The organism is Bradyrhizobium sp. USDA 241 (assembly GCF_049739505.1).
Classification (GTDB): Bacteria; Pseudomonadota; Alphaproteobacteria; order Rhizobiales; family Xanthobacteraceae; genus Bradyrhizobium; species Bradyrhizobium liaoningense.
In genome coordinates, this window is sequence record NZ_JBMGPZ010000002.1 from 165,219 (window position 1) to 187,819 (window position 22,601).

Annotated in this window: 21 protein-coding genes and 1 pseudogene; 8 read left to right on the top strand and 14 right to left on the bottom strand. The window is 64.0% G+C overall.

Going from position 1 to position 22,601, the window contains the following annotated elements; translation table 11 throughout:
* Positions 1-156 precede the first annotated feature (156 nt).
* The gene (locus tag ABIF91_RS01725) at positions 157-1,425 is read right to left on the bottom strand and encodes an IS256 family transposase (protein ID WP_424578718.1); all 1,269 of its coding nucleotides are present in this window, start codon (positions 1,423-1,425) and stop codon (positions 157-159) included.
* 656 nt (positions 1,426-2,081) lie between these two features.
* On the opposite strand from ABIF91_RS01725, the gene ABIF91_RS01730 reads away from it, so the two are divergent.
* Complete coding sequence (locus tag ABIF91_RS01730) at positions 2,082-3,062, top strand: ABC transporter substrate-binding protein (RefSeq protein WP_284280520.1); 981 nt, start codon at positions 2,082-2,084, stop codon at positions 3,060-3,062.
* A 226-nt stretch (positions 3,063-3,288) separates the two neighbouring features.
* On the opposite strand, the gene ABIF91_RS01735 is transcribed toward ABIF91_RS01730, so the two are convergent.
* From ABIF91_RS01735 to ABIF91_RS01745, 3 genes are all read right to left on the bottom strand, one after another.
* Positions 3,289-3,726, bottom strand: coding sequence for a hypothetical protein (locus tag ABIF91_RS01735; RefSeq protein WP_424578719.1), 438 nt, complete (start codon positions 3,724-3,726; stop codon positions 3,289-3,291).
* A 151-nt stretch (positions 3,727-3,877) separates the two neighbouring features.
* Positions 3,878-4,615, bottom strand: coding sequence for a hypothetical protein (locus ABIF91_RS01740; protein WP_424578720.1), 738 nt, complete (start codon positions 4,613-4,615; stop codon positions 3,878-3,880).
* Complete coding sequence (locus tag ABIF91_RS01745; RefSeq protein ID WP_424578721.1) at positions 4,581-5,480, bottom strand: hypothetical protein; 900 nt, start codon at positions 5,478-5,480, stop codon at positions 4,581-4,583. The genes ABIF91_RS01740 and ABIF91_RS01745 overlap by 35 nt, the downstream gene beginning before the upstream one ends.
* 581 nt (positions 5,481-6,061) lie before the next feature.
* On the opposite strand from ABIF91_RS01745, the gene ABIF91_RS01750 reads away from it, so the two are divergent.
* Positions 6,062-6,469 carry a GFA family protein gene (locus ABIF91_RS01750; RefSeq protein ID WP_028180399.1) on the top strand — a complete coding sequence of 136 codons (408 nt, stop codon included), beginning with the start codon at positions 6,062-6,064 and terminating at the stop codon, positions 6,467-6,469.
* A 68-nt stretch (positions 6,470-6,537) separates the two neighbouring features.
* Here ABIF91_RS01750 and ABIF91_RS01755 read toward each other — a convergent pair whose 3' ends face one another.
* The 10 genes from ABIF91_RS01755 to ABIF91_RS01800 all read right to left on the bottom strand — a co-directional run bounded on the left by ABIF91_RS01755 (position 6,538) and on the right by ABIF91_RS01800 (position 17,160).
* Entirely contained in the window at positions 6,538-7,068 is a 531-nt protein-coding gene (locus tag ABIF91_RS01755; RefSeq protein WP_035694343.1) for a Spy/CpxP family protein refolding chaperone, read from the bottom strand.
* A 143-nt stretch (positions 7,069-7,211) separates the two neighbouring features.
* Positions 7,212-7,682: a DUF411 domain-containing protein gene (locus ABIF91_RS01760; RefSeq protein ID WP_085967420.1), complete on the bottom strand. Its 471-nt coding sequence runs from the start codon at positions 7,680-7,682 to the stop codon at positions 7,212-7,214.
* Between the two features lie 74 nt (positions 7,683-7,756).
* Complete coding sequence (locus ABIF91_RS01765) at positions 7,757-8,368, bottom strand: class I SAM-dependent methyltransferase (protein ID WP_028180397.1); 612 nt, start codon at positions 8,366-8,368, stop codon at positions 7,757-7,759.
* Between the two features lie 181 nt (positions 8,369-8,549).
* On the bottom strand, positions 8,550-11,741 hold the full coding sequence (locus ABIF91_RS01770) for an efflux RND transporter permease subunit (protein ID WP_424578722.1): 3,192 nt from the start codon (positions 11,739-11,741) through the stop codon (positions 8,550-8,552).
* Entirely contained in the window at positions 11,738-13,159 is a 1,422-nt protein-coding gene (locus ABIF91_RS01775; protein ID WP_424578723.1) for an efflux RND transporter periplasmic adaptor subunit, read from the bottom strand. Before ABIF91_RS01775 ends, ABIF91_RS01770 begins: the two co-directional genes overlap by 4 nt.
* A gap of 82 nt (positions 13,160-13,241) precedes the next feature.
* Entirely contained in the window at positions 13,242-13,634 is a 393-nt protein-coding gene (locus ABIF91_RS01780) for a FixH family protein (RefSeq protein ID WP_028180394.1), read from the bottom strand.
* A gap of 100 nt (positions 13,635-13,734) precedes the next feature.
* Positions 13,735-14,100, bottom strand: a complete 366-nt coding sequence (locus ABIF91_RS01785) for a hypothetical protein (RefSeq protein ID WP_028180393.1) — start codon at positions 14,098-14,100, stop codon at positions 13,735-13,737.
* Positions 14,101-14,233: 133 nt separating this feature from the next.
* On the bottom strand, positions 14,234-15,445 hold the full coding sequence (locus ABIF91_RS01790; protein ID WP_028180392.1) for an MFS transporter: 1,212 nt from the start codon (positions 15,443-15,445) through the stop codon (positions 14,234-14,236).
* The gene (locus ABIF91_RS01795) at positions 15,430-16,794 is read right to left on the bottom strand and encodes an NAD(P)-binding domain-containing protein (protein ID WP_424578724.1); all 1,365 of its coding nucleotides are present in this window, start codon (positions 16,792-16,794) and stop codon (positions 15,430-15,432) included. Before ABIF91_RS01795 ends, ABIF91_RS01790 begins: the two co-directional genes overlap by 16 nt.
* Before the next feature lie 48 nt (positions 16,795-16,842).
* Complete coding sequence (locus ABIF91_RS01800; RefSeq protein ID WP_035673696.1) at positions 16,843-17,160, bottom strand: ArsR/SmtB family transcription factor; 318 nt, start codon at positions 17,158-17,160, stop codon at positions 16,843-16,845.
* 125 nt (positions 17,161-17,285) lie between these two features.
* Between ABIF91_RS01800 and ABIF91_RS01805 the strand changes: the two genes are divergently transcribed.
* The 6 genes and pseudogenes from ABIF91_RS01805 (at position 17,286) to ABIF91_RS01830 (ending at position 22,473) form a co-directional block, all read left to right on the top strand.
* Entirely contained in the window at positions 17,286-17,648 is a 363-nt protein-coding gene (locus tag ABIF91_RS01805; protein ID WP_028180389.1) for an ArsR/SmtB family transcription factor, read from the top strand.
* Positions 17,641-18,168 (top strand): arsenate reductase ArsC, encoded by a 528-nt coding sequence (locus ABIF91_RS01810; protein ID WP_035673699.1) that lies wholly within the window; start codon positions 17,641-17,643, stop codon positions 18,166-18,168. The genes ABIF91_RS01805 and ABIF91_RS01810 overlap by 8 nt, the downstream gene beginning before the upstream one ends.
* Entirely contained in the window at positions 18,168-18,869 is a 702-nt protein-coding gene (locus ABIF91_RS01815) for an aquaporin (RefSeq protein ID WP_028180387.1), read from the top strand. The genes ABIF91_RS01810 and ABIF91_RS01815 overlap by 1 nt, the downstream gene beginning before the upstream one ends.
* Positions 18,866-19,267, top strand: coding sequence for an arsenate reductase (glutaredoxin) (arsC, locus tag ABIF91_RS01820; protein ID WP_028180386.1), 402 nt, complete (start codon positions 18,866-18,868; stop codon positions 19,265-19,267). Before ABIF91_RS01815 ends, arsC begins: the two co-directional genes overlap by 4 nt.
* 650 nt (positions 19,268-19,917) lie before the next feature.
* Positions 19,918-21,202, top strand: a pseudogene (locus ABIF91_RS01825) (IS256 family transposase).
* A gap of 141 nt (positions 21,203-21,343) precedes the next feature.
* Positions 21,344-22,473 (top strand): IS3-like element ISRj2 family transposase gene (locus ABIF91_RS01830; RefSeq protein ID WP_424579073.1). Its coding sequence is split into 2 segments (ribosomal slippage): positions 21,344-21,596 and positions 21,596-22,473, totalling 1,131 coding nucleotides; the frame shifts between segments, so codons are not numbered across the junction.
* The last annotated feature ends 128 nt before the right edge of the window (positions 22,474-22,601 follow it).

Here is a 22,601-nt window from a genome sequence, read left to right on the forward strand (position 1 = left end):
AAAAGCGCGAAAACAACCCCATGCACAGTAGCGAGGCCATTGAAATCATTATGCTCCTCGGTCAGCGATAACGAAGCTGCCGGGCGAGGCGTGCGCTCCTTTGACTCGTCGGGCAAAACACCAGAGCTATGGCTGATTTTGGGTGACGCGGCCTGATCAGGCGGCGTGGCTTTCAGTGTTCGGAATGACTTCGATTCCGTCGATGAACTTTACACCGGCGATGACTTTCGGCAACTGGTTCGTGCTCTTCAATCGCCGCCAGGTCTTCGATGCGGCGTCGATGAGCTTGAACACCATCAGCTTCGCAGTTTGTTGCGACAGCGATCCCTTGGTCCGCACCGTTCGGTGGCGCACCGTGGCGAAGACGCTCTCGATCGGGTTCGAGCTGCGTAGGTGGATCCAGTGCTCAGCAGGGAAGTCGAAGAAGGCGAGCAGCGCATGGCGATCCTTGATCAGGCACTCCACCGCACGTCCGTATTTGACGTGGTATTTCTCGACGAAGACGTCGATCGCGGTTTCAGCTTCGGCCCGGTGTGGGGCCAGATAGATGTTCCGCAGGTCGTTCTTCATGGGGCCCTGCACGGATTTGGCGACCTTGTCGAGTACGTTGCTCACTTTATGGCACCAGCATCGTTGGTGCCGCGTGCCGGGAAAGGCCTCGTCCAGTGCCTTCCAGAAGCCGAGGGCGCCGTCGCCGATGGCGAGTTGCGGGGCAATCCGTAACCCGCGTTGCCGCAGGTCGATCAGGAGTTCGCGCCAGCTCTGCGCGCTCTCGCGCACGCCGACCTGGAAGCCGATCAGCTCCTTCTTGCCTTCCGGCGTGGTGCCAATCAGCACCAGCATGCATTCGTTGTGATCTTCCATGCGGGCCTGCAGGTACACGCCATCGGCCCAGATGTAGACATAGCGACGCGCCGACAGATCGCGTCTCTGCCAGCGTTCGTACTCGACCTGCCAATCGGCCTTCAGGCCGGCGATCACCGAAGGCGACAGGTTCGGCGCATCCTTGCCGAGCAGCGCCGAGAGCGCCTCCTGGAAGTCGCCGGTCGAGATGCCGCGCAAATAGAGGACCGGGATCAAGGCATCCAGGCTCTTCGTCCGCCGCGCCCATAGCGGCAGGATTGCCGAACTGAAGCGGAGGCGGTCGCCTGGCCCGCTCGCTCCGCGGTCGCGGACCTTGGGACGAGCGACCTCCACCGGACCGATGCCGGTCGCAATCTCGCGCACCGGACCGTGCCCATGTCGGACCAGGCGCGCTCGACCGTCGGGCAGCGTCAGATTGGCCGTGCTGGCCAGAAACGCGCCAACCTCGATCTCGATCGCCCTGGCAAGCAGGTCCCGCGCGCCGGCACGAACGATATCGGTCAGTGGATCATCAACCGCGGACGGCTGACGGAAAGCAAGAACATTGGTAGTCTCGGTCATGGCGTATCGCTCTCCTCGAGAGGTTCTGGCAGGCTCGTCACCCGCCTCGATACGCCGCCTTCCTCACACCGTCATCACCCAGATTCCGCCATAGCTCAAAACACCGGCATACTGGCATCATCGAAAGTTCGTCACACCCGCGCGGAGCAATCCGCCGCGGGTGTTTTCATTTGGGAACAGAGATTGCGATGACAGAGAGAACACGATCGTTCCCGATGACAAGCAAGACCATCGTGCCAGCTCGATCAGAGTTGGATTTGGCTGCCTGGCCCGGCTCGATTGGCGAAGCGCCTGCAGTCCAGCCCGAGACCAAAGGGGCAAGCATATCCGCACGCCGAGATTGCCGCGCGCGCGTCGATCACGCGAAGGAGCCGAACGCTAACCCACCTTCGGTCGTGAAGCCCGCTCCGGCACGATCACCATGGCTCAACGTGTAGGCAGGCAACATTGGGCGATGCGCCTATCCCGGAGCGAGGAGCGCCTTGCCCCATAGCTGACCTCAGCGCTCGCTCCCGTGAGGTCCGCGAGTCTCGACCCATAGCCCGTCCCGAGCCACGCGTCACATTTGCGGCGCAGCATTTGCAGCTACAGAGTGCGACGACCATCGAAAGGTGATACCCTGCCGCCCCTGGTCCTCACGCTGCGATGAGGGTCGAATGAAACGGCGGGAGTTCATAGCGGGCACCGCGGCGCTGCTCATTTCGCCATGCTATTCGCGCGCGCAGGGAAAACGCCGTCGACTCGGCTTTCTCGCTGTAGGTGATGGAGGCGGGAAAGCCCTCAATCAAGCCGAGCTTGTGCTTCTTGACACGCTGCGAAGCCTCGGCTGGATCGAAGGAAAAAATCTCGTCATCGAGTATCGCTTTTCTCATCCCTCGGATCGACTGGCGACGTCTGTCGCCGATCTGATTGCCCTCAGTCCCGAGCTGTTTGTCGCCCCCGGTCCGCAAGCGGCCGTAGCGCTGAAGTCGGCAACCACCACCATTCCTATCGTATTCGTGAGTGTGGCCGATCCCGTGAAGCTTGGCCTCGTGCAAAGCCTGTCGCGTCCCGAAGGCAACGTGACGGGCCTTTCGACCATGGTCCCGGATGACTTCCTCGCGAAACGTCTCGAAATCCTTCGGGAACTCGTTCCCAGGGCCTCGAAGATCGCGCTCTTGGTCAATCCGGCCAACCCCATGCAAAGGCTATATCTCGCAGAAGACGTACCCCGCATAGGCCGGGAGCTCGGCGTGGCCTTGCTGCCGGTCGAGGCGGCCACGGCCGAGGAGCTCGACGTCGCGTTTGCATCCGCTGCCGCCCAGCACGCCGATGCGATCATCGATTTTGGCGATACGCTCACCTATGTTCAGGCTCCGCGGATTATCGCGCTCGCGGCGAAATATCGCCTGCCGGCAAACTATCTGTTCCGGCACTATGCCGATGGCGGATTGTCGGTGTACGGAGCCGACCCCCGAGATCTGTTCCGCCGTGCGGCGCACTACGTGGACAAGATTCTCAAAGGCGCCAAGCCTTCCGAGTTGCCGGTAGAGAGGCCGACCAAATTCGAGCTGATCATCAACATGAAGACTGCCAAAGCGCTGGGCCTCACCGTGTCGCCCTCACTACTCGTCCGCGCCGACGAGGTGATCGAATAGCGAGGACAATTGCGGAGGACAATTGCGGAGGTGCATGAGTCCCTTCATGGCCATATGCGCCCAGGCCGCGAGTGAGGCAGTGAGCCGATTTCGCGTTACGAACCGATCAACTAAGGCCCCGATCACAAAGTCCGCGCCCGTTGCCCACGGGTACTAACGTGGACGCATTCCTTTGAAAGAAGAGCAGGAGGTCCTTTGCGAACGACGGAAGCCGAATTGCTTCCAGTCATAACCCGAGCGCGATCTCGGCCCATTTCAACATGCGGTCGCCATTGAGGAACGCCAGCACCGCCGGCTCCATTGACGCGGGCGCGCCCGGTCCGACCAAAGCCGTCGCGGCCACCATGTCGCAGCGCTGATTGAAGGCGAGTGAGAGCGCGGCGTTGCGACTTCCCTCGACGCGATAGGCCCGGCTGCGGCCGCGCATCGGACCGACCATGATCTCTCGGCCGGCACCGATCGGCGTCGCCTTGCCAATCAGCGCCAGGTCGCCCATTTGATCGAGGTCGCCATCGTCGGCGATGCCGGCGGTGCAATTGCAAAAGCCGAGCTTGGCGCGAACGTAGAGCTGGACCTCGCCGCCGCAATCGTCGGCCTTGCAGCGGAACGCCTTTCCCTTCCCCCAGGGATCTACGCCGAAGGGCCAGTCGGTTTCCGTCCACACCGGGCGGACCTCGCCGGATGCCGCTGTTGCGCGTCCCGGTTCGCCGGATCGGCATATCCAGACCGCAGCGGCTGCGCAGAGCAGTGCGGTGGCTGCGCTGATCGCGACGAATTTGCTTGTCGGGCGCATGAAGGCTGCCGCCGCACTTTTGCTAGTTCTGAGCCATGAACTTTCGTGCGGCCGCGAGGTCCTCCCGCGAGGAGTCGCCATCTCGCGCCATATCGACGACTTTCGCGTAGTATTGGCGTGCCTTCACGGCGTCGCCCGCTTTCTCGGCGGCGTGAGCGGCGCCGATCATCGCGCCAAAGCGGTTCGGCTCCTTGCGCATGGTGCTTTCGAACGCGGCCAATGCCTCCGTCGTCATGCCGCGTTCAAGCAGCATGGTCCCGTAGAGCTCGCGTGCCGGCGCAAGCGGTCCCGGCGTCACGATGGATTTTTCGGTCTTGTCTTCGGCATCGGCGGCAAGGCGCATCGCTTCCAACGCGTCCGCCTGTCTTCCCTGGGCATTGAGCTGCCAGGCCGTGGCGACCTGCCGCTGAATGTCGACGATCTCGGCCCAATAAGCATCCTTGTCCCGCTGCAGCTTGTCCCGCAGTTCCGCCAGCTTGGCGATATCAGGCGTCGCTGCGTCAGCATTGCCGGAGCGTGCGGCGCCAAGGGCGCGGGCGAAATAGGTGATCGCATCGACATAGGCAAACCGGCTCGGCTCGACCTTCAGCGCGGCAGCGCCCTGCCAATCGCCGCGCTCGACCATATAGCGCGCCTGACTGGCAGCTATCGCGTAAGGACCGGCGCGGACGGCCGGCGCATAGCCGGTGGTCGCAACCATGTCCGCGATGACGTCGCGGGCTCGGCTATCCTGCGCAAGCTGGAGCAGGGCGTAGACCATATAGTCGTCGGCATGCAGCTGCTCGCTGGGATCCTTGCCCTCCTTGGCAGCCTTGGCGGAACGGATGTTGGCGTCGATGGATTCGTTCCAGTAGCCGACACGCGTAAAGATGTGCGAGGGCATATGCAAAGCATGCGGCGCCGCCGGCGCGATCTCGGAATAGCGCTTGGCGGGCGTCGAGACCTTGCTCTGCGATCGCCGGATAGTCGTAAAGGTGGATCAGATAATGCGCGACGCCGGGGTGCCGCGGCTGCCGCTTGAAGATCGGCTCCAGGATTGCAGCGCCCTTGAGCTGGTTGGCATAGGTCTTGTCGTTTGGTGACGCCGTAACATTCAGCGTGATGGCGTAGGCGATCTGCGCCTCGTCATCATCGGGATAACGCGCGGCGACGGCTTCGGTTGCCTTGAGATAGGCTTGCGCGCGCTGACCGAACGTCGTCCTTTCATCGCCCGAATAGAAGGCGAGCAGCGCGTCGATATAGTCGCGTTCGCGGTCGGTCCCGGCGCCGATTGCCTTGGCCTTCTGCAGCGCGGCAAGGCCGTCAGTGAGGTTTTCCTTCGGCGCGGGAAAATGCGGGTTGTACAGCAGGCTCAGGGCAATGCCCCAATAGGCGATCGCGCATTCCGGATCGGCCTGCAACGTCTCCTCGAAAATCTCTTTCGCGGGCCGGTACCAGAACGAGTGCTGATAGCGCATCCCACGGTCAAAACGGCGCTGCGCCACCTCGTTGCAGGAGGTCTGGAAGTGAACCTTGCCAAACTGCTCATCGGTCCCATCCTCCGCGCGTGCGGCAGGCGTGGCGGAAATTGAGCTCAGGATAGCGAGGGCGAAAAGAGAGACGGTTCTCAGGGCGAGCGCGCGCATGGACCCCTCCGCTTCTGTTCAGAAGAAACTTGGCCAGATGGCGCCGATAAAGGCCGGGGCGCCGAAGTAGTGTTGAAATTGTCGATGACAATTGCGTTGCGGGAAAGATTTGCCCATTCGCGATGCGAGTCAATAGGAGCATTAGGGAAGCACGCCTGCCAGGCTCCATCCGTCCGTGCGCGAAATTGTATGCCGTCCTCCCTCGATAACATTGCCATATCAGGAGGCTCTCCGGTTTCGCAGCAAGCAAGCCGCAATGACGCTTGTGAGTCACTTGCAGACATTGCCGTGCTCGAAGGCCGTTTCGGCAAGTGACTCTCAGCCGAAGCCCGAGCCTGGCGCTTCGCTGGCCACGTCGTTGACCGAAACGCAGCCGCGCAACACTGCGCGTCAGGGCTCATTCAAGCTCGGGCGCGCGGAACTGCGGCGCGCGCCCTGCATTTCCCGCGGCAGTCAGCGCTGCTCCCATGGCAGCAGCTGTCACGCGACAGTAGGACGCAACGTCAAACCGATTGCGTCGTTGATGCCGCAAATCCCGGGAGCTATCGATCGGCAAACCCAATCTTCGATCGGAGGAACGCATGAGCACCATCACCGGCGGCTGTCACTGCGGCGCAATCCGTTATGAGGTCGAGGGCGATGCGATCGTGCATGCGCTGTGCCACTGCCGCGATTGCAGACTCCACGCCGGGGCCCCGGTCGTCGGCTGGACGATGTATCCGGACTGTGCCGTCAAGGTGACCAAGGGCGAGCCGAAGGTGTACCGCTCCTCGGAACATGGCCGGCGGCAGTTCTGCGGCGACTGCGGCACCGGCCTGTTCTATTTCAATGCCGACATAATGCCCGGAATCATCGACATCCAGAGCGCGACCTATGACGATCCCGAGACCGTGCCGGCGACGATCCAGATCCAGGTCGCCGAACGTCTTCGCTGGATGGAGCATGCGCACGAACTGCCGACGTTCGACCGCTATCCTCCACAGCCGTAGCGGCGGAAGATGACACCGGCTCTTTTGGCGTCATCCAGGGATTGGCAACGCTCGGCTCGTGCGCCAGCTCATTGATGGTGGCGATGGCGCTGCGCCGCGCCGCCGGACGTGTACCCGCGCAGCTCGGCGTATCTTGCCAATTGCGCCTGATCGAGAACCGCCGCGGTGCGCAGGTGATATTTGAGATGGGCTTGCCGCAGCTCTCCCTGCGTCTTCGCGATCGCCGCCGTGGCGGATCCCAGACTCTCGTCGGTGATCGTGCGGCTGGCGAACTGCCGATCCAGATCCGCCTCCTTCTCGATCAATCTGCTGCCGATGGGAGTGGTCTCGGCCTTCATCTCGGAGAACATCGCCTCGACCTTGCTCCGCTGCTCCGGGTTCAATCCCAATGGGTCCGCGAGTTCGAGCACGTGAGAGGGCCCGGGATATCCATTGAGCTCGGCCGCGAGTGCGAGCCCCATGCCGCGCCCCGCCCGCAGATCGCCGATCTGCTGGTCCGAGAGCGCCTTGATGTGGCGGGACTGCATGCCGGCGTACGGTGTCTGCGCCCACGTAGCAGCCGGCGCGAGCAAGGCGATGATCAAAACGACGATCTTCATGACTTTCCACCCATGTTGCAGGACGTCAACCAATCATGACTCGGCGATGGCATAAACGGCAACATCGTCCGTGATCTGCGCGCGACCTTCGGCAGGTGGCGATCTCGATTTCCATGACGGCGCGCTCCCTGATCAAGGGGCTCTCAACCGATCACCTGCGAGCCGATAAAGCGCATGAATGGCCTTTGACCATCGGCACCGAACAGCACGACCGTGTAAGGCTCCGGCTTGCCGCCTTCCATCCCGGGCGATCCGACCGGCATGCCCGGCACGGCGAGCCCTTTCGCAATGGGGCGCTCCGAGAGGAGGCGCCGCACGGCTGCGGCCGGCACATGTCCCTCGATGAGATAACCAGCGACCTCTGCCGTGTGACACGCGGCCAGGTCCGAGGGGATGCCGAGACGATTCCGAACCGCGTCGAGATCGGCGGTCTCCTCCACCTGGACGACAAATCCTGCGTCCCGGAGATGCTGCACCCAGCCTGCGCAACATCCGCAGCTCGGATCCCTATGCACCGTGACGGTCGTTTCTCCGGCCTGCGCCGCAACGGCAGGCCTGGCCAGGACTGCCGCCGCTGCCGCCGCCATCAGCCCTGCAAGCGACCGACGGGTCATCACATGTCCGCGTTCCCTCATCTTCGGCTTCCTTTCCTTCTTCGCTGGATCTCAAGGCCGGAACGTCGCAGGCATCAACGGGGGCTCGCCTGGCCCTCGTACATAAACGTCATGGGCTTCAGCCCGTTCATATAGCCGGTGCGCATCTCGTCGATGCGAAAGCCGTTCCGGGTCAAGACGTCAGCAATGTCCCGGTTGAGATGACAACCGCCCGAGATGCGCATCCACGCGGGGGTCAGGCGATCCTGCCACCAGCGCACGTTCGGTTCGGGCGCGTGGCCATGCTCGACGAAGACCAGCTTCCCTCCCGGTTTCAGCACACGCCGCGCCTCCGTCATCGCGCGATCGACGTCCGGAATGCTGCACATGGTCCAGGTCGTCAGGACCGTGTCGATGCTGCGGTCCTCGATCGGAATCGCCTCGGCCGAAGCTTCAATGAGATCGACTGGAGTCTCCCGATGTGGAGCGTGTCGCGCCATCTCGAGAAGCTTTGGAGCGGGTTCGAGCCCCACAAGCTGCGTCACCGTAGCCCCGTAGAATGGCAGGTTGCGGCCGGACCCGACGCCGATCTCGAGGACCCGGCCCTGAGCCGCACGGGTCGCGCGTTGCCGGTAGGGCGCAAGTTCCTTGCTCCGCATCGCAAGGTCGCAAAGCCGTGGCAGAATGACGTCGTTGTAGAAGCCCATGCGCGCATCTCCTGGCATCGCCGCTCGACGGTCTTACTGATCTCTTCAGGTGCGGCAAAGATCACGTCCGCACGTTCGCCTCTCATGCCAGCGCCGTCCCCAATATTAGCGCGATGACGACCAATGCGGTGATCAATTCCATCGCCCCACCGTTCCTGACAGCCGTTCATCATGACTCACCTCATTCGGCAGACTGCAGCACCCGCAATCTCGGACTGTTCGGCTTTGACATTTCGGTCGGTTGTCCCTTGTCCTCGGACTCGGGAGGCAGGTGGAAGCCCTTGATCAGCCCGAAGATCGCCGGGATCACGATCAGCGTCAGCAGCGTCGACGACGTCATCCCGCCGATCATCGGCACCGCGATGCGCTGCATGATCTCCGAGCCTGTGCCGGTGCTCCACATGATCGGCAGCAGGCCCGCCATGATGGCGACCACCGTCATCATCTTGGGGCGGACGCGCTCGACGGCGCCCTCCATGATGGCCTCGTGGAGATCCCGCCGGGTGAAGGCCCTGCCCTCGGCGCTGCGCTTCGCCTTCAACTCTGCCAGCGCGTGCTCGAGGTAGATCAGCATCACGACGCCGGTCTCGGCGGCGACACCGGCGAGCGCAATGAATCCGACCGCGACGGCGACCGACAGGTTGAAGCCGAGCCACCACATCATCCAGATGCCGCCGACCAGCGCGAAGGGCAGCGACAGCATGACGATGAGTGTCTCGGTCATGGCCCTGAAGTTCAGGTACAGCAGCAGGAAGATGATCGTGAGCGTCACCGGAACGACGATCTTCAGGCGCGCGGCGGCGCGCTGCAAATATTCGTACTGACCGCTCCAGACCACGTAGTATCCGGGCGGAAACTGGATGCTGTCCGTCACCGCGCGTTGGGCGTCGGCGACGTAGCTGCCGATGTCGCGATCGCGGATGTCGACGTAGACGTAGGTCGTGAGCTGGCCGTTCTCGGTCCGGATCGAGGTCGGCCCCCGCGCCGGCTCGACCTTCGCGACCTCGCCGAGCGGCACCGCGCCGCCCGCCGGCATCGGCACCAGGATATCGCTGGCGATGACTTTAGGATTGTCGCGCAGGTCGCGCGGATAGCGCATGTTCACCGTGAACCGCTGCCGGCCCTCGACCGTCGTCGTGACCGTCTGGCCGCCGAGCGCGGCCGCGATGGTGTCCTGAACGTCCTGGATCAGGATGCCATAGTGGGCGAGCGCCTCGCGGTCCGGGACGATCTCGAGATAGTACCCGCCGATGCCGCGCTCGGCGTAAGCCGAGGACGTGCCCGGGACGGCCTTGATCACCCGTTCGACCTGCTTCGCCAGCCGGTCGATCTCGACGAGGTCGGTGCCCATCACCTTGACGCCAACAGGCGTGCGGATGCCGGTGGACAGCATGTCGATGCGCGCCTTGATCGGCATGGTCCAGGCGTTGGAGACGCCCGGAAACTGCAGCGCCTTGTCCATCTCCGCGACCAGGCTGTCGACCGTGACGCCGGGACGCCACTGCTCCTTCGGCTTCAGGTTGACGATGGTCTCGAACATCTCGGTCGGCGCCGGATCGGTCGCGGTCGCCGCCCGTCCCGCCTTGCCGTAGACGGACGCGACCTCCGGGAACGACTTGATGATGCGGTCCTGCGTCTGCATCAGTTCGGCCGCCTTGGTGACCGAGATGCCGGGTAGCGTCGTCGGCATGAAGAGCAGCGTGCCCTCGTTCAGCGTCGGCATGAACTCGGTGCCGAGCTGCCGGGCCGGCCAGATCGTGACGGCGAGCACGACGAGCGAGGCCAGGATCACTAGCGTCTTGGCACGCAGCACGCCCTTGATGACCGGCCGATAGATCCAGATCAGGAAACGGTTGATGACATTCCTGTGCTCCGGCACGATCCTGCCGCGGACGAAGATCACCATCAGCGCCGGCACCAGGGTGACGGACAGCAGCGCCGCAGCAGCCATCGCGAAGGTCTTCGTGAACGCCAGCGGGCTGAACAGCCGCCCCTCCTGCGATTCCAGCGTGAAGATCGGCATGAAGGAGACGGTGATGATCAGCAGGCTGAAGAACAGCGCAGGCCCGACCTCGGACGCCGCGTCGATCAGGATCTGGACGCGCGACTGACCGGGCTCGGCGCGCTCGAGGTGCTTGTGGGCGTTCTCGATCATGACGATCGCGGCATCCACCATGGCGCCGATCGCGATCGCGATGCCGCCCAGGCTCATGATGTTCGATCCCAGGCCCAGCAGCTTCATGGCGCCGAACGCCATCAGCACGCCGACCGGCAGCATCAGGATCGCGACCAGCGCGCTGCGGACATGGAGCAGGAACACGATACAGACGAGCGCGACGACGATGCTCTCCTCGACCAGCGTGTGCTTGAGCGTATCGATGGCCGCGTAGATCAGGTTGGAGCGATCGTAGACCGGGACGATCTCGACAGATTTCGGCAGGCTGCTCGCGATCTCCTCGAATCGCCTCTTGACGTTCTCGATCACGTCGAGGGCGTTGACGCCGAAGCGCTGCAGCACGATGCCGCTTGCGACCTCGCCCTCGCCGTTCAGCTCGGCGATTCCGCGCCGCTCGTCCGGCCCGAGCTCGACATTGGCGACGTCCCGAAGCAGCACCGGCGTGCCATTGCTCGTCTTCAGCACGATGTTGCCGAGATCGTTGATGTTCCTGATGTAGCCCCTGCCGCGAATGACGTATTCGAACTCCGACAGCTCGACCGTGCGCCCGCCGACATCGGCGTTGCTGGCGCGGATCGCCTCCCGGATCTTCTGCATGCTGATGCCGCGATCGCGCATCCGCTGCGGATCGAGCACCACGTTGTATTGCTTGACGAAGCCGCCGATGCTGGCGACCTCGGCGACGCCTTCGGCCTTGGCCAGCGCGAACTTCAGATTCCAGTCCTGGATCGTGCGGGTGTCGGCGAGGTTCAACTCCCTCGACATCACGGCGTATTGGTAGATCCAGCCGACGCCGGTCGCGTCGGGCCCGATGGTCGGGGTGACGCCGCCGGGAAGCCTGGACGACGCGCCGTTCAGGAACTCCATCACACGCGAGCGTGCCCAGTAGATGTCGGTACCGTCCTCGAAGATGACGTAGACGAACGACACGCCGAAGAAGGAGAAGCCGCGCACCACCTTCGATTTCGGCACGGTCAGCATCGCGGTCGTCAAGGGATAGGTGACCTGGTCCTCGATCACCTGCGGCGCCTGGCCGGGATATTCGGTGTAGACGATGACCTGGGTGTCCGAGAGGTCGGGGATCGCATCCAGCGGCAGATGAAGCAGCGCGTAGAGGCCGGCGGCGGCCGCAAAGCCGGTGCCGAACAGCACCAGCAGCAGGTTGCGCGCCGACCAGGCGATGATGCGGGCGATCATTTGTGCTCTCCCGCCGCATGGCCCGCGTCGGAGGCCTGAGGAGCAGCCTCGGCGAAGCCTTTGAGCGCGGCCTTCAGATTGCTCTCCGCATCGATCAGGAAGTTGGCGGATGTGACCACCGCTTCGCCTTCGGCAAGGCCGTCCCGCACCTCGATGTAGCCGCCGCCGCGCCGGCCGAGCTTCACCTCGCGCGGCTCGAAACGCCCGTCCCCCTTGTCGACGAGAACGGCCTGGCGTGTGCCGGTGTCGAGCACCGAGCTATCCTGGATCGCCAGGACCGGCGCGCCATCTGCCGTGTCGATGTCGGCATCGACATACATGTCCGGCAGCAGCACCGCGTCGGGATTGGCGAGCTCGATCCGGACGCGAACCGTCCGGGTTTCGCGGTTCACCTGCGGATAGATCACGGCGATCCTGCCAGTGAAGGTTCGGCCGGGAAAGCTGCGCGCGCGCACCGTAACGGACTGCCCCACCGCGATGTTGCCGAGATCGCGCTCGGCGACGTCGATCAACGCCCAGACCAGCGAGGTGTCAGCGATCCGGAACAGGACGTCGCCGGGATTGGCGCGCATGCCTTCGATCGCGTTGCGCTCGAGCACGATCCCGTCGCGCGGCGCCGACCAATGGATGGTGACGGGCGCGACGCGCGTCCTCTCCATCTCGGCGACCACCTGCTCGGGGACGTCGAGATTGACCAGCCGTTGCCGCGAGCCGCGGCCGTACGAGTCGACGCCGCCGACGGTCTTCGAGGTGATCGTCGCGAGATATTCGGCCGCAGCGGACGCGACCGCCGCGCTGTAGATCTCCATCACCGGCTGGCCCGCCTTCACGCGGGTGCCGGTGGTGACGTCGGCGACCTTCTGCACGAAGCTTTCGGCGCGCATCGCGATCACCGAGACGCGGCGCTCGTCCAGCTGAATCGTACCGGGCGCCTTCACCAGGACCCGGATCGACCGCCGCGCCACCGGCTCTGACTTCACGCCGCTGCGCTGGATCTTGCCGGGCGACAGCTTCACCGTCCCGTCATCGACGTCGTCACCTTCGTAAACGGGGATGTAATTCATCCCCATCGGATCCTTCTTCGGCACGGGCGAGGTGTCGGGCAGCCCCATGGGATTGCGGTAGTAGAGGATCCTTCGCGACGAGGCCGCTTGCGATGGCTTCGGCTCTGCAGGGGCTGCCTGATCGTCGTCGTAGACGGGCAGATAGTCCCGCCCCCGCTCGTCCTTCCGCGGCCCGGCCGACCAGAGCGGCGCGCCGCTCGGATCGCGGTAATAGAGCGGCGTTCGGGCACCGCCTTCCGTGGCCGAGACGACCTCGGCATGGACAGACCAGCGTCCGTCGTTCATGAGCCAGGAGCCGCCCAGGGCCAGGCTGCCGAAGAGCGCGAGTGTGGTGAGAAGACGTTGCGTGTTCATCGCCAGATACCGCGCGCTCGGAGCGCGCGTCCATGTGAACGGGAAAGAGAAGTTCGGGCGCCGTCCGGCGGCGCCCGAAGGCTCACTTCGTCGCCTTGACGATGACCTTGCCGGTGACCGTCTCAGGCTCGCCCTGCACCTTCGCCGAGAGCGTCACCTGATAGCGGCCGGCCATCGGCAGGTCGGTCTTGAAGGCATAGACGCCCGGCTCCCTGGACGGCAGCGGCGCGACCGCCGACTCCATCTCGGCCATGCCGTCCGGCGCCATGTCCACGCGAGTCCTGAAGATCACCGCGTCGGAGACCGGCTTGCCGGTCTGCTTGTTGGTGAGGCGGACGGCGAGCGTGACGTCGTCGCCCTTCTTCATCTCGGGACTGACCGGCTCGAACACGTAATCGCCTGCGCCTGCCATGGCGGCCGGAGCGGCGAGCGAAAGGGTGGCGGCAAGAGCCGCAGCGCTGAATCTGAAAAGCATTTCCTGTCCTCATGAATTGATCTTCCGCCGTGACGCAGGACGCGCGCACGTCAGCCATCGACGCGCGCAGCCGTGCGCACGCGTCGTCAAATTGGCGAGATCAGATTCGAGGGGGCCGGAAGGGAGGACTGCCGCCGCGGAAGGCGACGACCTGATCGTCGGGAATGACGGTTTCCCCCGCCGCCATGGCAAGGAATTCGAAGGCCAGGGGACGGATATCCGCAAGCGCGACGGTGCTGCCGACACAGCAGAACCCCATCCCGCACTTGTAGCCGGCGGTGTCGGAGCCCGTTCCCTTCATGTCGGGACAGCAATCGTCCATCGACATATCGCCGTCGCCGCTCATGACCATGGCCGCATGCATGTCGTCCGACGACATGGCGAGGCTGGAAGCGGACGCGCCAACCGGCAGCATCGCCAGGGATAGGGCGATGGCAAATGCCAGGATGGTACGGACGATCCGCATCAGGATGTGCTTAACCCTTTGGATACTTCTTGGAACCGCAGCTTAGCTTTCTAGCATAATCCGCCGCCGAAAGCATTCTTTGATCCGGGTCAAGCATTCGTGAGTGAGGCTCCGATGCATGCCATCGCGCAAGCTATGAATGCTCTCCCCCCGTCGCTTGGGCGTTCTGATCCGCACGAAGCAGCAGCAGCGCGGCGAAGGCGGACACCGAGGCCAGCGCGCTGATCCAGAGTGCGTTGCTGCCGAAATGCTCCACCATCAGTCCCAGCGCAAGCGGCGCGAAGGCGCCTGTTGCCCTCGACGGCAGCGAGATCATGCCGACCCGCCTGCCGAATCCCGCCGGCCCGAACAACGCCAGTGGCAACGTACCACGGGCAATGGTGATGATGCCGTTGCCCGCGCCATACAGCACCGTGAAGGCCGGCGCGAGCCAGGGGCCGCCCGCGACCAGCGCAAGCACGCCGAGCGGATTCATGAGCATGGCAAGCCTTGCCGACAGCAGCGGATGAAACCGGCTGAGCCATCCTGCCTCCAGAAGGCGGGCGCCGACTTGCGCAGGTCCGACCAATGCTCCTGCAAACAAGGCCTGTGCCGGCGTGGCGCCGAACGCAACCAGCATGGTCGGCAGGATGGCCGAGACTCCGGAGCTGACGAAGCTTGCCGCTGCAAAGATGTACGCCAGCAGCATCATCGCGAAGCTTTCGCTCTGGCGGCCGGAGTGTTGGCTCGCGCCCGTGCCCGGCCGGGAGTCCTGGTCCAATGGAGCGGCACGGGGCAGCGAAAGGTTGAGGGGCAACGCAAGGCCGATATGGATCACCGCCCATACCTGGCAGGCCGCGCGCCAGCCGTACTCCGAAGCGAGCCACGTCGTGAGAGGCCAGCCGAGGGTGCTGGCGAAACCGGCGATCAGCGTGATGCCGGTAATCGTTGCTCGCGCATTGGCGCCGTAGATGCGCGCAAGCGTCGCGAACGCCGCCTCATAGAGGCCCATGCCCATGCCGATCCCGAGCAGGATCCAGGCCGTGATCAGCAGCGCCACACCATGGGACACGGACAGCAGGAGCAGGCCCGCCGCGAAGACGAGATTCGAGACGGCAAGCAGGCTGCGCCCTCCGAACGTGTCGATGGCATGCCCGACTCTCGGGCCGAGCAGGCCGGAGATGACGAGCGCTCCCGACAGCGCGCCGAACAGATAAGTCGGCGCGAGACCGAGATCGTGCGCAATCGGCGCCGCCAGGATCGCAGGGAGATAGTAACTCGACGCCCAGGCAATGGTCTGGGCGCTGCCGAGCGCGATGACGACAGCGAGCGGGCTCGCAGTGCCTCCCGTCATGAGCAGCCGCATCCCGCGCCGCCTGCCTTCATGGCCGATTCATCAGCCGCACAGCAGGCTGAGGGTTCGGCCTTGGCCGGACCGCCGCAGCATCCCGCTGCGCCGGCGGACTCGACGCCGGCTCGCGTGCAGACGCCGGTCTCGGGCAGCACGAGCTCGACCCGTGCCGCAGCCTCCTTGTCGCCGGCGATGTCGGCGACGATCGAACGGACCTGCTCGTATCCGGTCGTCATCAGGAAGGTCGGCGCCCGGCCGTAAGATTTCATGCCGGCGAGATAGAAGCCCGGCTCGTCATGCGACAGCTCGCGAGCGCCGTGAGGCCGCACCGTGCCGCAGCTGTGCTCGTTGGGATCGATCAGCGGCGCGAGCGCGACGGGCGCCTCGATCGCCGGGTCGAGCCGAAGCCGCAGCTCGGACAGGAACGAGAGATCGGGACGGAAGCCGGTCGACACCACCAGCTCATCCGCAACCACACTCCGCGCACCGCAGCAGGCACCTGCCGAATTCCTGAGACGTCCTTCGAAGTCCGAAAGATGGGTGACACCGAAGTCGCTCTCGACTCGAATCCTTCCGTCAGCCACGAGCGCGGCGAAGGTGGATCCCAGCTCGCCGCGCGCGGCAAGTTTGTCGTTGCTGCCGCCGCCGAAGGCCTTTGCAGGATCGCCACCGCGCAACAGCCAGACAGGCTGCGTGCCGGGCACCTCCTCGGCGAGCCGCGCGAGATCGATCAGCGTCCCCAGTGCGGAATGGCCGGCACCGAGCACGGCCACGGTCTTGCCGGCATATCTGCCGCGATCCGTGCTCCGCACATCCGGCATGCCATAGGTGATGCGACCGGTGTGCTCGCGTTCGCCGATCGCAGGCAGACCGTTGCTGCCGGCCGGATTGGGCGAGAACCAGGTGCCTGACACGTCGATGACGGCGTCGGCGCGCAGCACCTCGGGACCCTTGCCGTTCTGATAGCGGAGTTCGAAAGGCGCCTGCTCGCGCCCCCTGGTCTTCGCCTTGTCGAAGCCGACGCGGCTGATCGCCGTGACACGGCTCGACGTCCGGATCGTCTCGCGCAGCTTCGTTCGCGTTGCGAGCGGCGCGAGGTAGCGCTCGATCAGTTCGCCGCCGGTCGGATAGGATTGCGGGTCCGGCGAATTCCAGCCCGTCGGCGCGAGCAGGCGCGCCGCCGCCTTGTCGACATTGAATTCCCACGGCGAGAAGAGCTGGACGTGCTGCCACTGCCGCACCGCATGCGCGGCCTCGGGTCCGGCTTCGAGCACGACGGGCGACATGTCGCGTTCGAGCACATGCGCGGCGGCGGCGAGGCCGACCGGCCCCGCCCCGATGATCGCTACCGTCTTCTTCTCCATTGCGAATACTCCATTCTTCTAGAATTATGGAACAAATGACCAAATGGATCAGGCTGCCGTCTGAGCGTCCTTGCATCCGGCTTCGTCCGCACAGCACTCCGCGACCAGGAAGTCGACCAGGCCCCGCATGGCGTCGAAGTTGGCGTGGCAGATCAGGGTCGTCGATTCCCTGACCTGACTGACCAGTCCGACCGAGACCAGGGTCTTGATGTGGTGCGACAGCGTTGACGCCGGGATCTTCAGCTTGTCCTGCAGGCGGCCAACCGGCATGCCCGCGTGCCCGGCCCGAACCAATGCGCGGTAGATCTGAAGCCGGGTCCGATTCCCCAGGGCCTCCAAACGCGCTGCTGCGTCATCGATCTTCATGGGGCCACGATGCACCCGCGCCACATCATCTGTCAAACGCTATTTCTAGAATATTCGAAATATGGGCTCACAAGGGTTCGGATTTCAGATTGACGCGGCCCACATGATTCCATAAATCTGGATATATGGAAACAGAAGAAGCCGTCCTGGCGCTCGCCGCACTGTCTCAACCGACCCGCCTGGAGGCGTTCCGGGCGCTGGTCAGATACGAGCCTGACGGTCTTGCGGCCGGCGATCTCGCGCGTCTGCTGGAAGTCCCCCAAAACACGCTCTCGGCGCATCTGTCGATCCTGAGCCGCGCACGCCTCGTGTCTTCCGAGCGGCACAGCCGCTCGATCATCTACCGCGCCAACCTCGGCGAATTTCGCGACATTGCCGTCTTCCTGCTGCGCGATTGCTGCGGCGGACGGCCGGAAGTCTGCGAGCCCGTCGTCGAGACCCTGAAATCCTGCTGCGCTCCCAAGCGAAAGGAGAAGGTCCGTGCCTGATCGCGTCTACAATGTGCTGTTTCTCTGTACGGGCAATTCGGCCCGTTCCGTGCTCGCGGAATCGATCCTTCGCAAGGACGGCGCCGGGCGTTTCCGATCCTTCTCCGCAGGGAGCACGCCGAAAGGCGCCGTGCATCCGCTGGCGCTGCGCACGCTGCAGAGCATGGACTATCCGGTCGACGGGATGCGCTCGAAGAGCTGGCTGGAATTCGCTGCCGCCGATGCGCCGGTGATGGATTTCGTTTTTACCGTCTGCGACAATGCCGCCGGCGAAGCATGTCCGGTCTGGCCGGGTCAGCCGATGACGGCGCACTGGGGCATCGAGGACCCCGCCGCGGTCGAAGGCACGGATCTGGAAAAGCAGGCGGCATTCGTCACCGCGTTCCGCCATCTGAGAAACCGGATCGACGCCTTCGTGAACCTGCCACTGAGGAGCATCGACAAGCTCTCGCTCGGCACCAGGCTGCGCGAGATTGGCCGCTCCGAAGGTGCGACGCATTCGACGCCGAAGGCCGGCTGATGGACGCGTTCGATCTATCGCGCCGCGTTGCTGCCGAGGCGCTCGGCACGGGCATGCTCGTCGCCACCGTGGTCGGCTCCGGCATCATGGCGGAAACGCTCACCAAGGATGTGGCTCTTGCACTGCTGTGCAACACCTTGCCGACCGGGGCGATCCTGGTTGTCCTGATCACGGTGCTCGGCCCGATCTCGGGGGCGCACTTCAATCCGGCCGTCACCCTCGTCTTCACCGGCAAGCGCGAATTGCCGGTGAACGAGGCCGCGCTCTACATGATCGGCCAGATCGCCGGCGGCATCGCCGGCACGATCGCAGCGCATCTGATGTTCGGACTGCCCCTGCTCGACCTCTCGACCAAGGTCCGAACCGGAGGACCGCAATCGTTTGCCGAAGCCGTCGCGGCGTTTGGGCTGGTCGCGACGATCCTGGCCGGCATCCGCTTCCAGCGGGCGGCGGTGCCGTGGCTCGTGGGCCTGTACATCACGGCGGCCTATTGGTTCACGGCCTCGACCTCGTTCGCCAATCCGGCCGTCGCCATCGCAAGATCGCTAACGAACACCTTTGCCGGCATCCGTCCGCTCGACCTGCCCGGCTTCATCCTTGCGGAGCTCTGCGGCGCCTTCGCCGCCATGCTGTTGATGAATTGGCTGCTCGGACAATCACGAGCGCGCGGCCCCGTTCCGATTGCGGAGACACCTCGATGAGCGTCACGATCTATCACAACCCCGCTTGCGGCACCTCGCGCAACACGCTCGCGATGATCCGGCAGAGCGGCACTGAGCCCGTCGTCATCGAATATCTCAAGACGCCGCCCTCGCGGGAGAAGCTCGAGGAGTTGATCGCGACGATGGGCATTCCGGTCCGCGCGCTGCTGCGCGAGAAGGGAACACCGTACAAGGAGCTCGGCCTGGACGATCCCAAATGGACCGACGACCAACTCCTCGATTTCATGATCGCCTATCCCATTCTCATCAACCGTCCGGTCGTGGTGACGCCAAGGGGTACGCGCTTGTGCCGGCCGTCGGAAGCCGTGATTGATCTCCTGGACAATCCCGTCGGCCGCTTCGTGAAGGAAGACGGCGAAGTGGTCGAAGCGCGATAAGCTCGCAGCGCCTCCTCGCGCCAGCCGATTGGCCGGCGCGCAGAGGCTTGTGACCTCTCGCGAAGATCAGCTTTTCGTGCTCGCGGTCTTGCCGAGCCTGCCAGTTCCGGTTCTGCTGCCGCAGTTGCGACTGTGCTGTCTCGATGGCAGCTTGCAGCTCCACGAGCAACCAAGGCTTACTTGCCGCTGGAGTGCCCCTGAATGCATCCGGCACTCCCGACGATCCGTATCCGCTCACTAGGGCATGTACTCATGAATCGACAGCCCACCTGACGTCCGGCTTACGGCCAGCATCGGCCCGAAGAGCAGATGGCCTCCGAGGTCGCAGACGGGCCCAAAGGCTGACATCTCGACGCCGTTTGGTTCGAGCCAACCAGTCAGTCGTTGGCAGGCGGGCGAAATTGTTCGTCAGTGGTCTCCGACGTCCGTTTTTAGGTGCGTTGCACCGCTTGCGGTCCAATAACAGCAGCCGCGAGTTGCGGCCAAAGATTGAAGAAGAAGACGTAGATGATCGCAACGGCCCACCCGTAGACCATGCTGAACCTCCTCACAGAGCTATCGCTGAAAGTTGGTGACGGCGGGAATCGGGAAGGCGGCATATCGTGGGGGTGCTTGACGCCTCCACTTCTCCACCGAAGGAGCGATATGCCGTGTCCAACGATAACGTCACCAAGCTGATTCAGCCAGGAGTGTTCGACGACCAACTCACCGAAATCTTGCGTAACGGGGCCCGCGCTCTGTTGGCGCAGGCGGTCGAGGCCGAGGTCGCGGACTTTCTCGGCAAGCATGCCGATGTGAAGACCGAGGACGGCCAGCAGCGTGTGGTCCGCCACGGTCACCTGCCGGAGCGCGAGGTGATGACCGGGATCGGTCCAGTCTCCGTCCGCCAGCCGCGTGTGCGCGATCGCGAGGCCGCCGCCGCCGATCCCGACCGTATCCGGTTCTCGCCATCGGTCGTGCCGCCCTACATGCGGCGGTCGAAGTCGATCGAGACGCTGCTGCCGATCCTCTATTTGAAGGGGATCTCGACCGGCGACTTCTCCGAGGCGCTGGCGGCGCTGCTCGGCAAGGATGCTGCCGGGTTGTCGGCATCCGCCGTTGGTCGCCTGAAGGACGGCTGGCTCGACGAGTACGCCGCGTGGCAAAAGCGCGATCTTTCGGCCAGGCGCTATGTCTACATCTGGGCCGATGGCATCCATCTCGAAGCTCGCCTCGAGGACGAGAAGCAGTGCATCCTGGTGCTGATCGGCGCGACGCCGGAAGGCCGCAAGGAACTGGTCGGCTTCACCGATGGCGCCCGCGAGAGCGCGCACGATTGGCGCGATCTGCTGCTCGATCTGAAGCGGCGTGGGCTCGACGTGTCGCCGCGGCTCGTCATTGCCGACGGCGCGCTCGGGTTCTGGAAGGCCGCCGGTGAGGTCTGGCCGACAACGCGCGAGCAGCGCTGCTGGGTGCACAAGACCACCAACGTGCTCGCCAAGCTGCCAAAGAGCCAGCAGCCGAAAGCCAAACGCGCGCTGCAGGAGATTTGGATGGCGGAGTCCAAGGCCACCGCCGAGCTGGCATTCGACGCCTTCATCGAGAGCTACACACCCAAATACGAAAAGGCGGCCGACTGCCTCGGCAAGGATCGGGACACGCTGCTGGCTTTCTACGACTTCCCCGCCGAGCACTGGAAACACCTGCGGACGACCAATCCCATTGAAAGCACCTTCGCCACCGTGCGCCACCGCACGATCCGATCGAAGGGTTGCCTGTCCAACAGGACGGCGCTCGCGATGGTCTTCAAACTGGCCGAGGCCGCGCAGAAAAGTTGGCGTCGACTCGATGGTCACAACCAGTTGCCAAAACTCGTGCTCGGTGTGACATTCAACGACGGGATTGAGGTCATCGCCAAGCACGGCTGTCCGTGAGCCCAAAACCGCCGCCGCCTGACCGGCCCGGCCGTCACCAAAATTTGGCGATAGCTCCTCCTCACATGCGTATTAAGAGCTGGCCCCGCAAATTCGGACAGTAGCTTGAGTGGATTTTCTGCCTGACAGCGGCGAGGATTCTTGCTGCGAATCAGGAGCGAAGATGACGAAGAAGAGCCGCCGGACGCATTCTCCGGCATTCAAGGCGAAGGTTGCTTTGGCTGCGGTCAAAGGCGACAAGACACTGGCGGAGCTGGCGCAACTGTTTGATGTTCATCCGAACCAGATCACGATCTGGAAAAACCAGCTCCTGGAAGGCGCCGCCGGCGTGTTTGGGCATGACAAGACATCGGCCGAGACGCCGGTCGATTTGAAGGCGTTACATGCCAAGATCGGCGAGCTGGCGTTGGAAAACGATTTTTTGTCCGGCGCGCTCACCAAGACGGGCCTGCTGAGCGCAAAGCGATGATCGACCGCGATCATGATCTTTCTATCGTGCGCCAGGCGAAGGTCCTGAAGCTGGCTCGCAGCACGGTCTACTATGAACCTCGGCCAGTTTCGGCCGAGGACCTTGCCTTGATGCGTCGGCTCGATGAGCTGCATCTCGATTATCCCTTCGCGGGAGCGCGTATGCTGCGATCGTTGCTGCGGCGGGAGGGCGTATACGCCGGTCGCCGCCACATCGCGACGCTGATGAAGCGCATGGGGATCGAGGCGGTCTATCGTCGCCCGAACACGAGCAAGCCGGCTCCGGGTCACAAGATCTACCCGTACCTGTTGCGCGGATTGAAGATCGAGCGGCCCGACCATGCGTGGGCAATGGACATCACCTACATTCCGATGCGGCGTGGCTTCGTCTATCTCGCGGCGGTCGTCGATGTGTTCAGCCGACGGGTCCTGGCCCATCGCGTCTCGATCACAATGGAGGCGGCCTTCTGCGTCGAAGCGGTCCAGGAGGCGTTGGCGAAGCACGGCAGGCCCGAGATTTTCAACACGGATCAGGGCAGCCAGTTCACCAGCCTCGAGTTCACCGATGTGCTGCTGGACGCGAAGATCGCCATCAGCATGGACGGCAAGGGCGCCTGGCGCGACAACGTGTTTGTCGAGCGGCTCTGGCGCACGGTCAAATACGAAGAAGTATATCTCCGCGCCTACGACAGCGTGTCCGAGGCGCGAGCGTCAATTGCCAAGTATCTGGCCTTCTACAATCAGGGACGCCCTCACTCGAGCCTTGACGGGCGCACGCCCGACGAGGCTTACTTCGGCACGCAAGCTATGGTGATGGCCGCATGACCGTCGCCGACGGTTTTGTCGTCGCTCTGGTCGGGCTACGCCCTCCCGACGCAACGACAAAACCGTAAAGCCCCGCGTTCAGCATAACCCGGCAGGAATCCACTTAAATCCAGCGGGGCGCTGTCCAA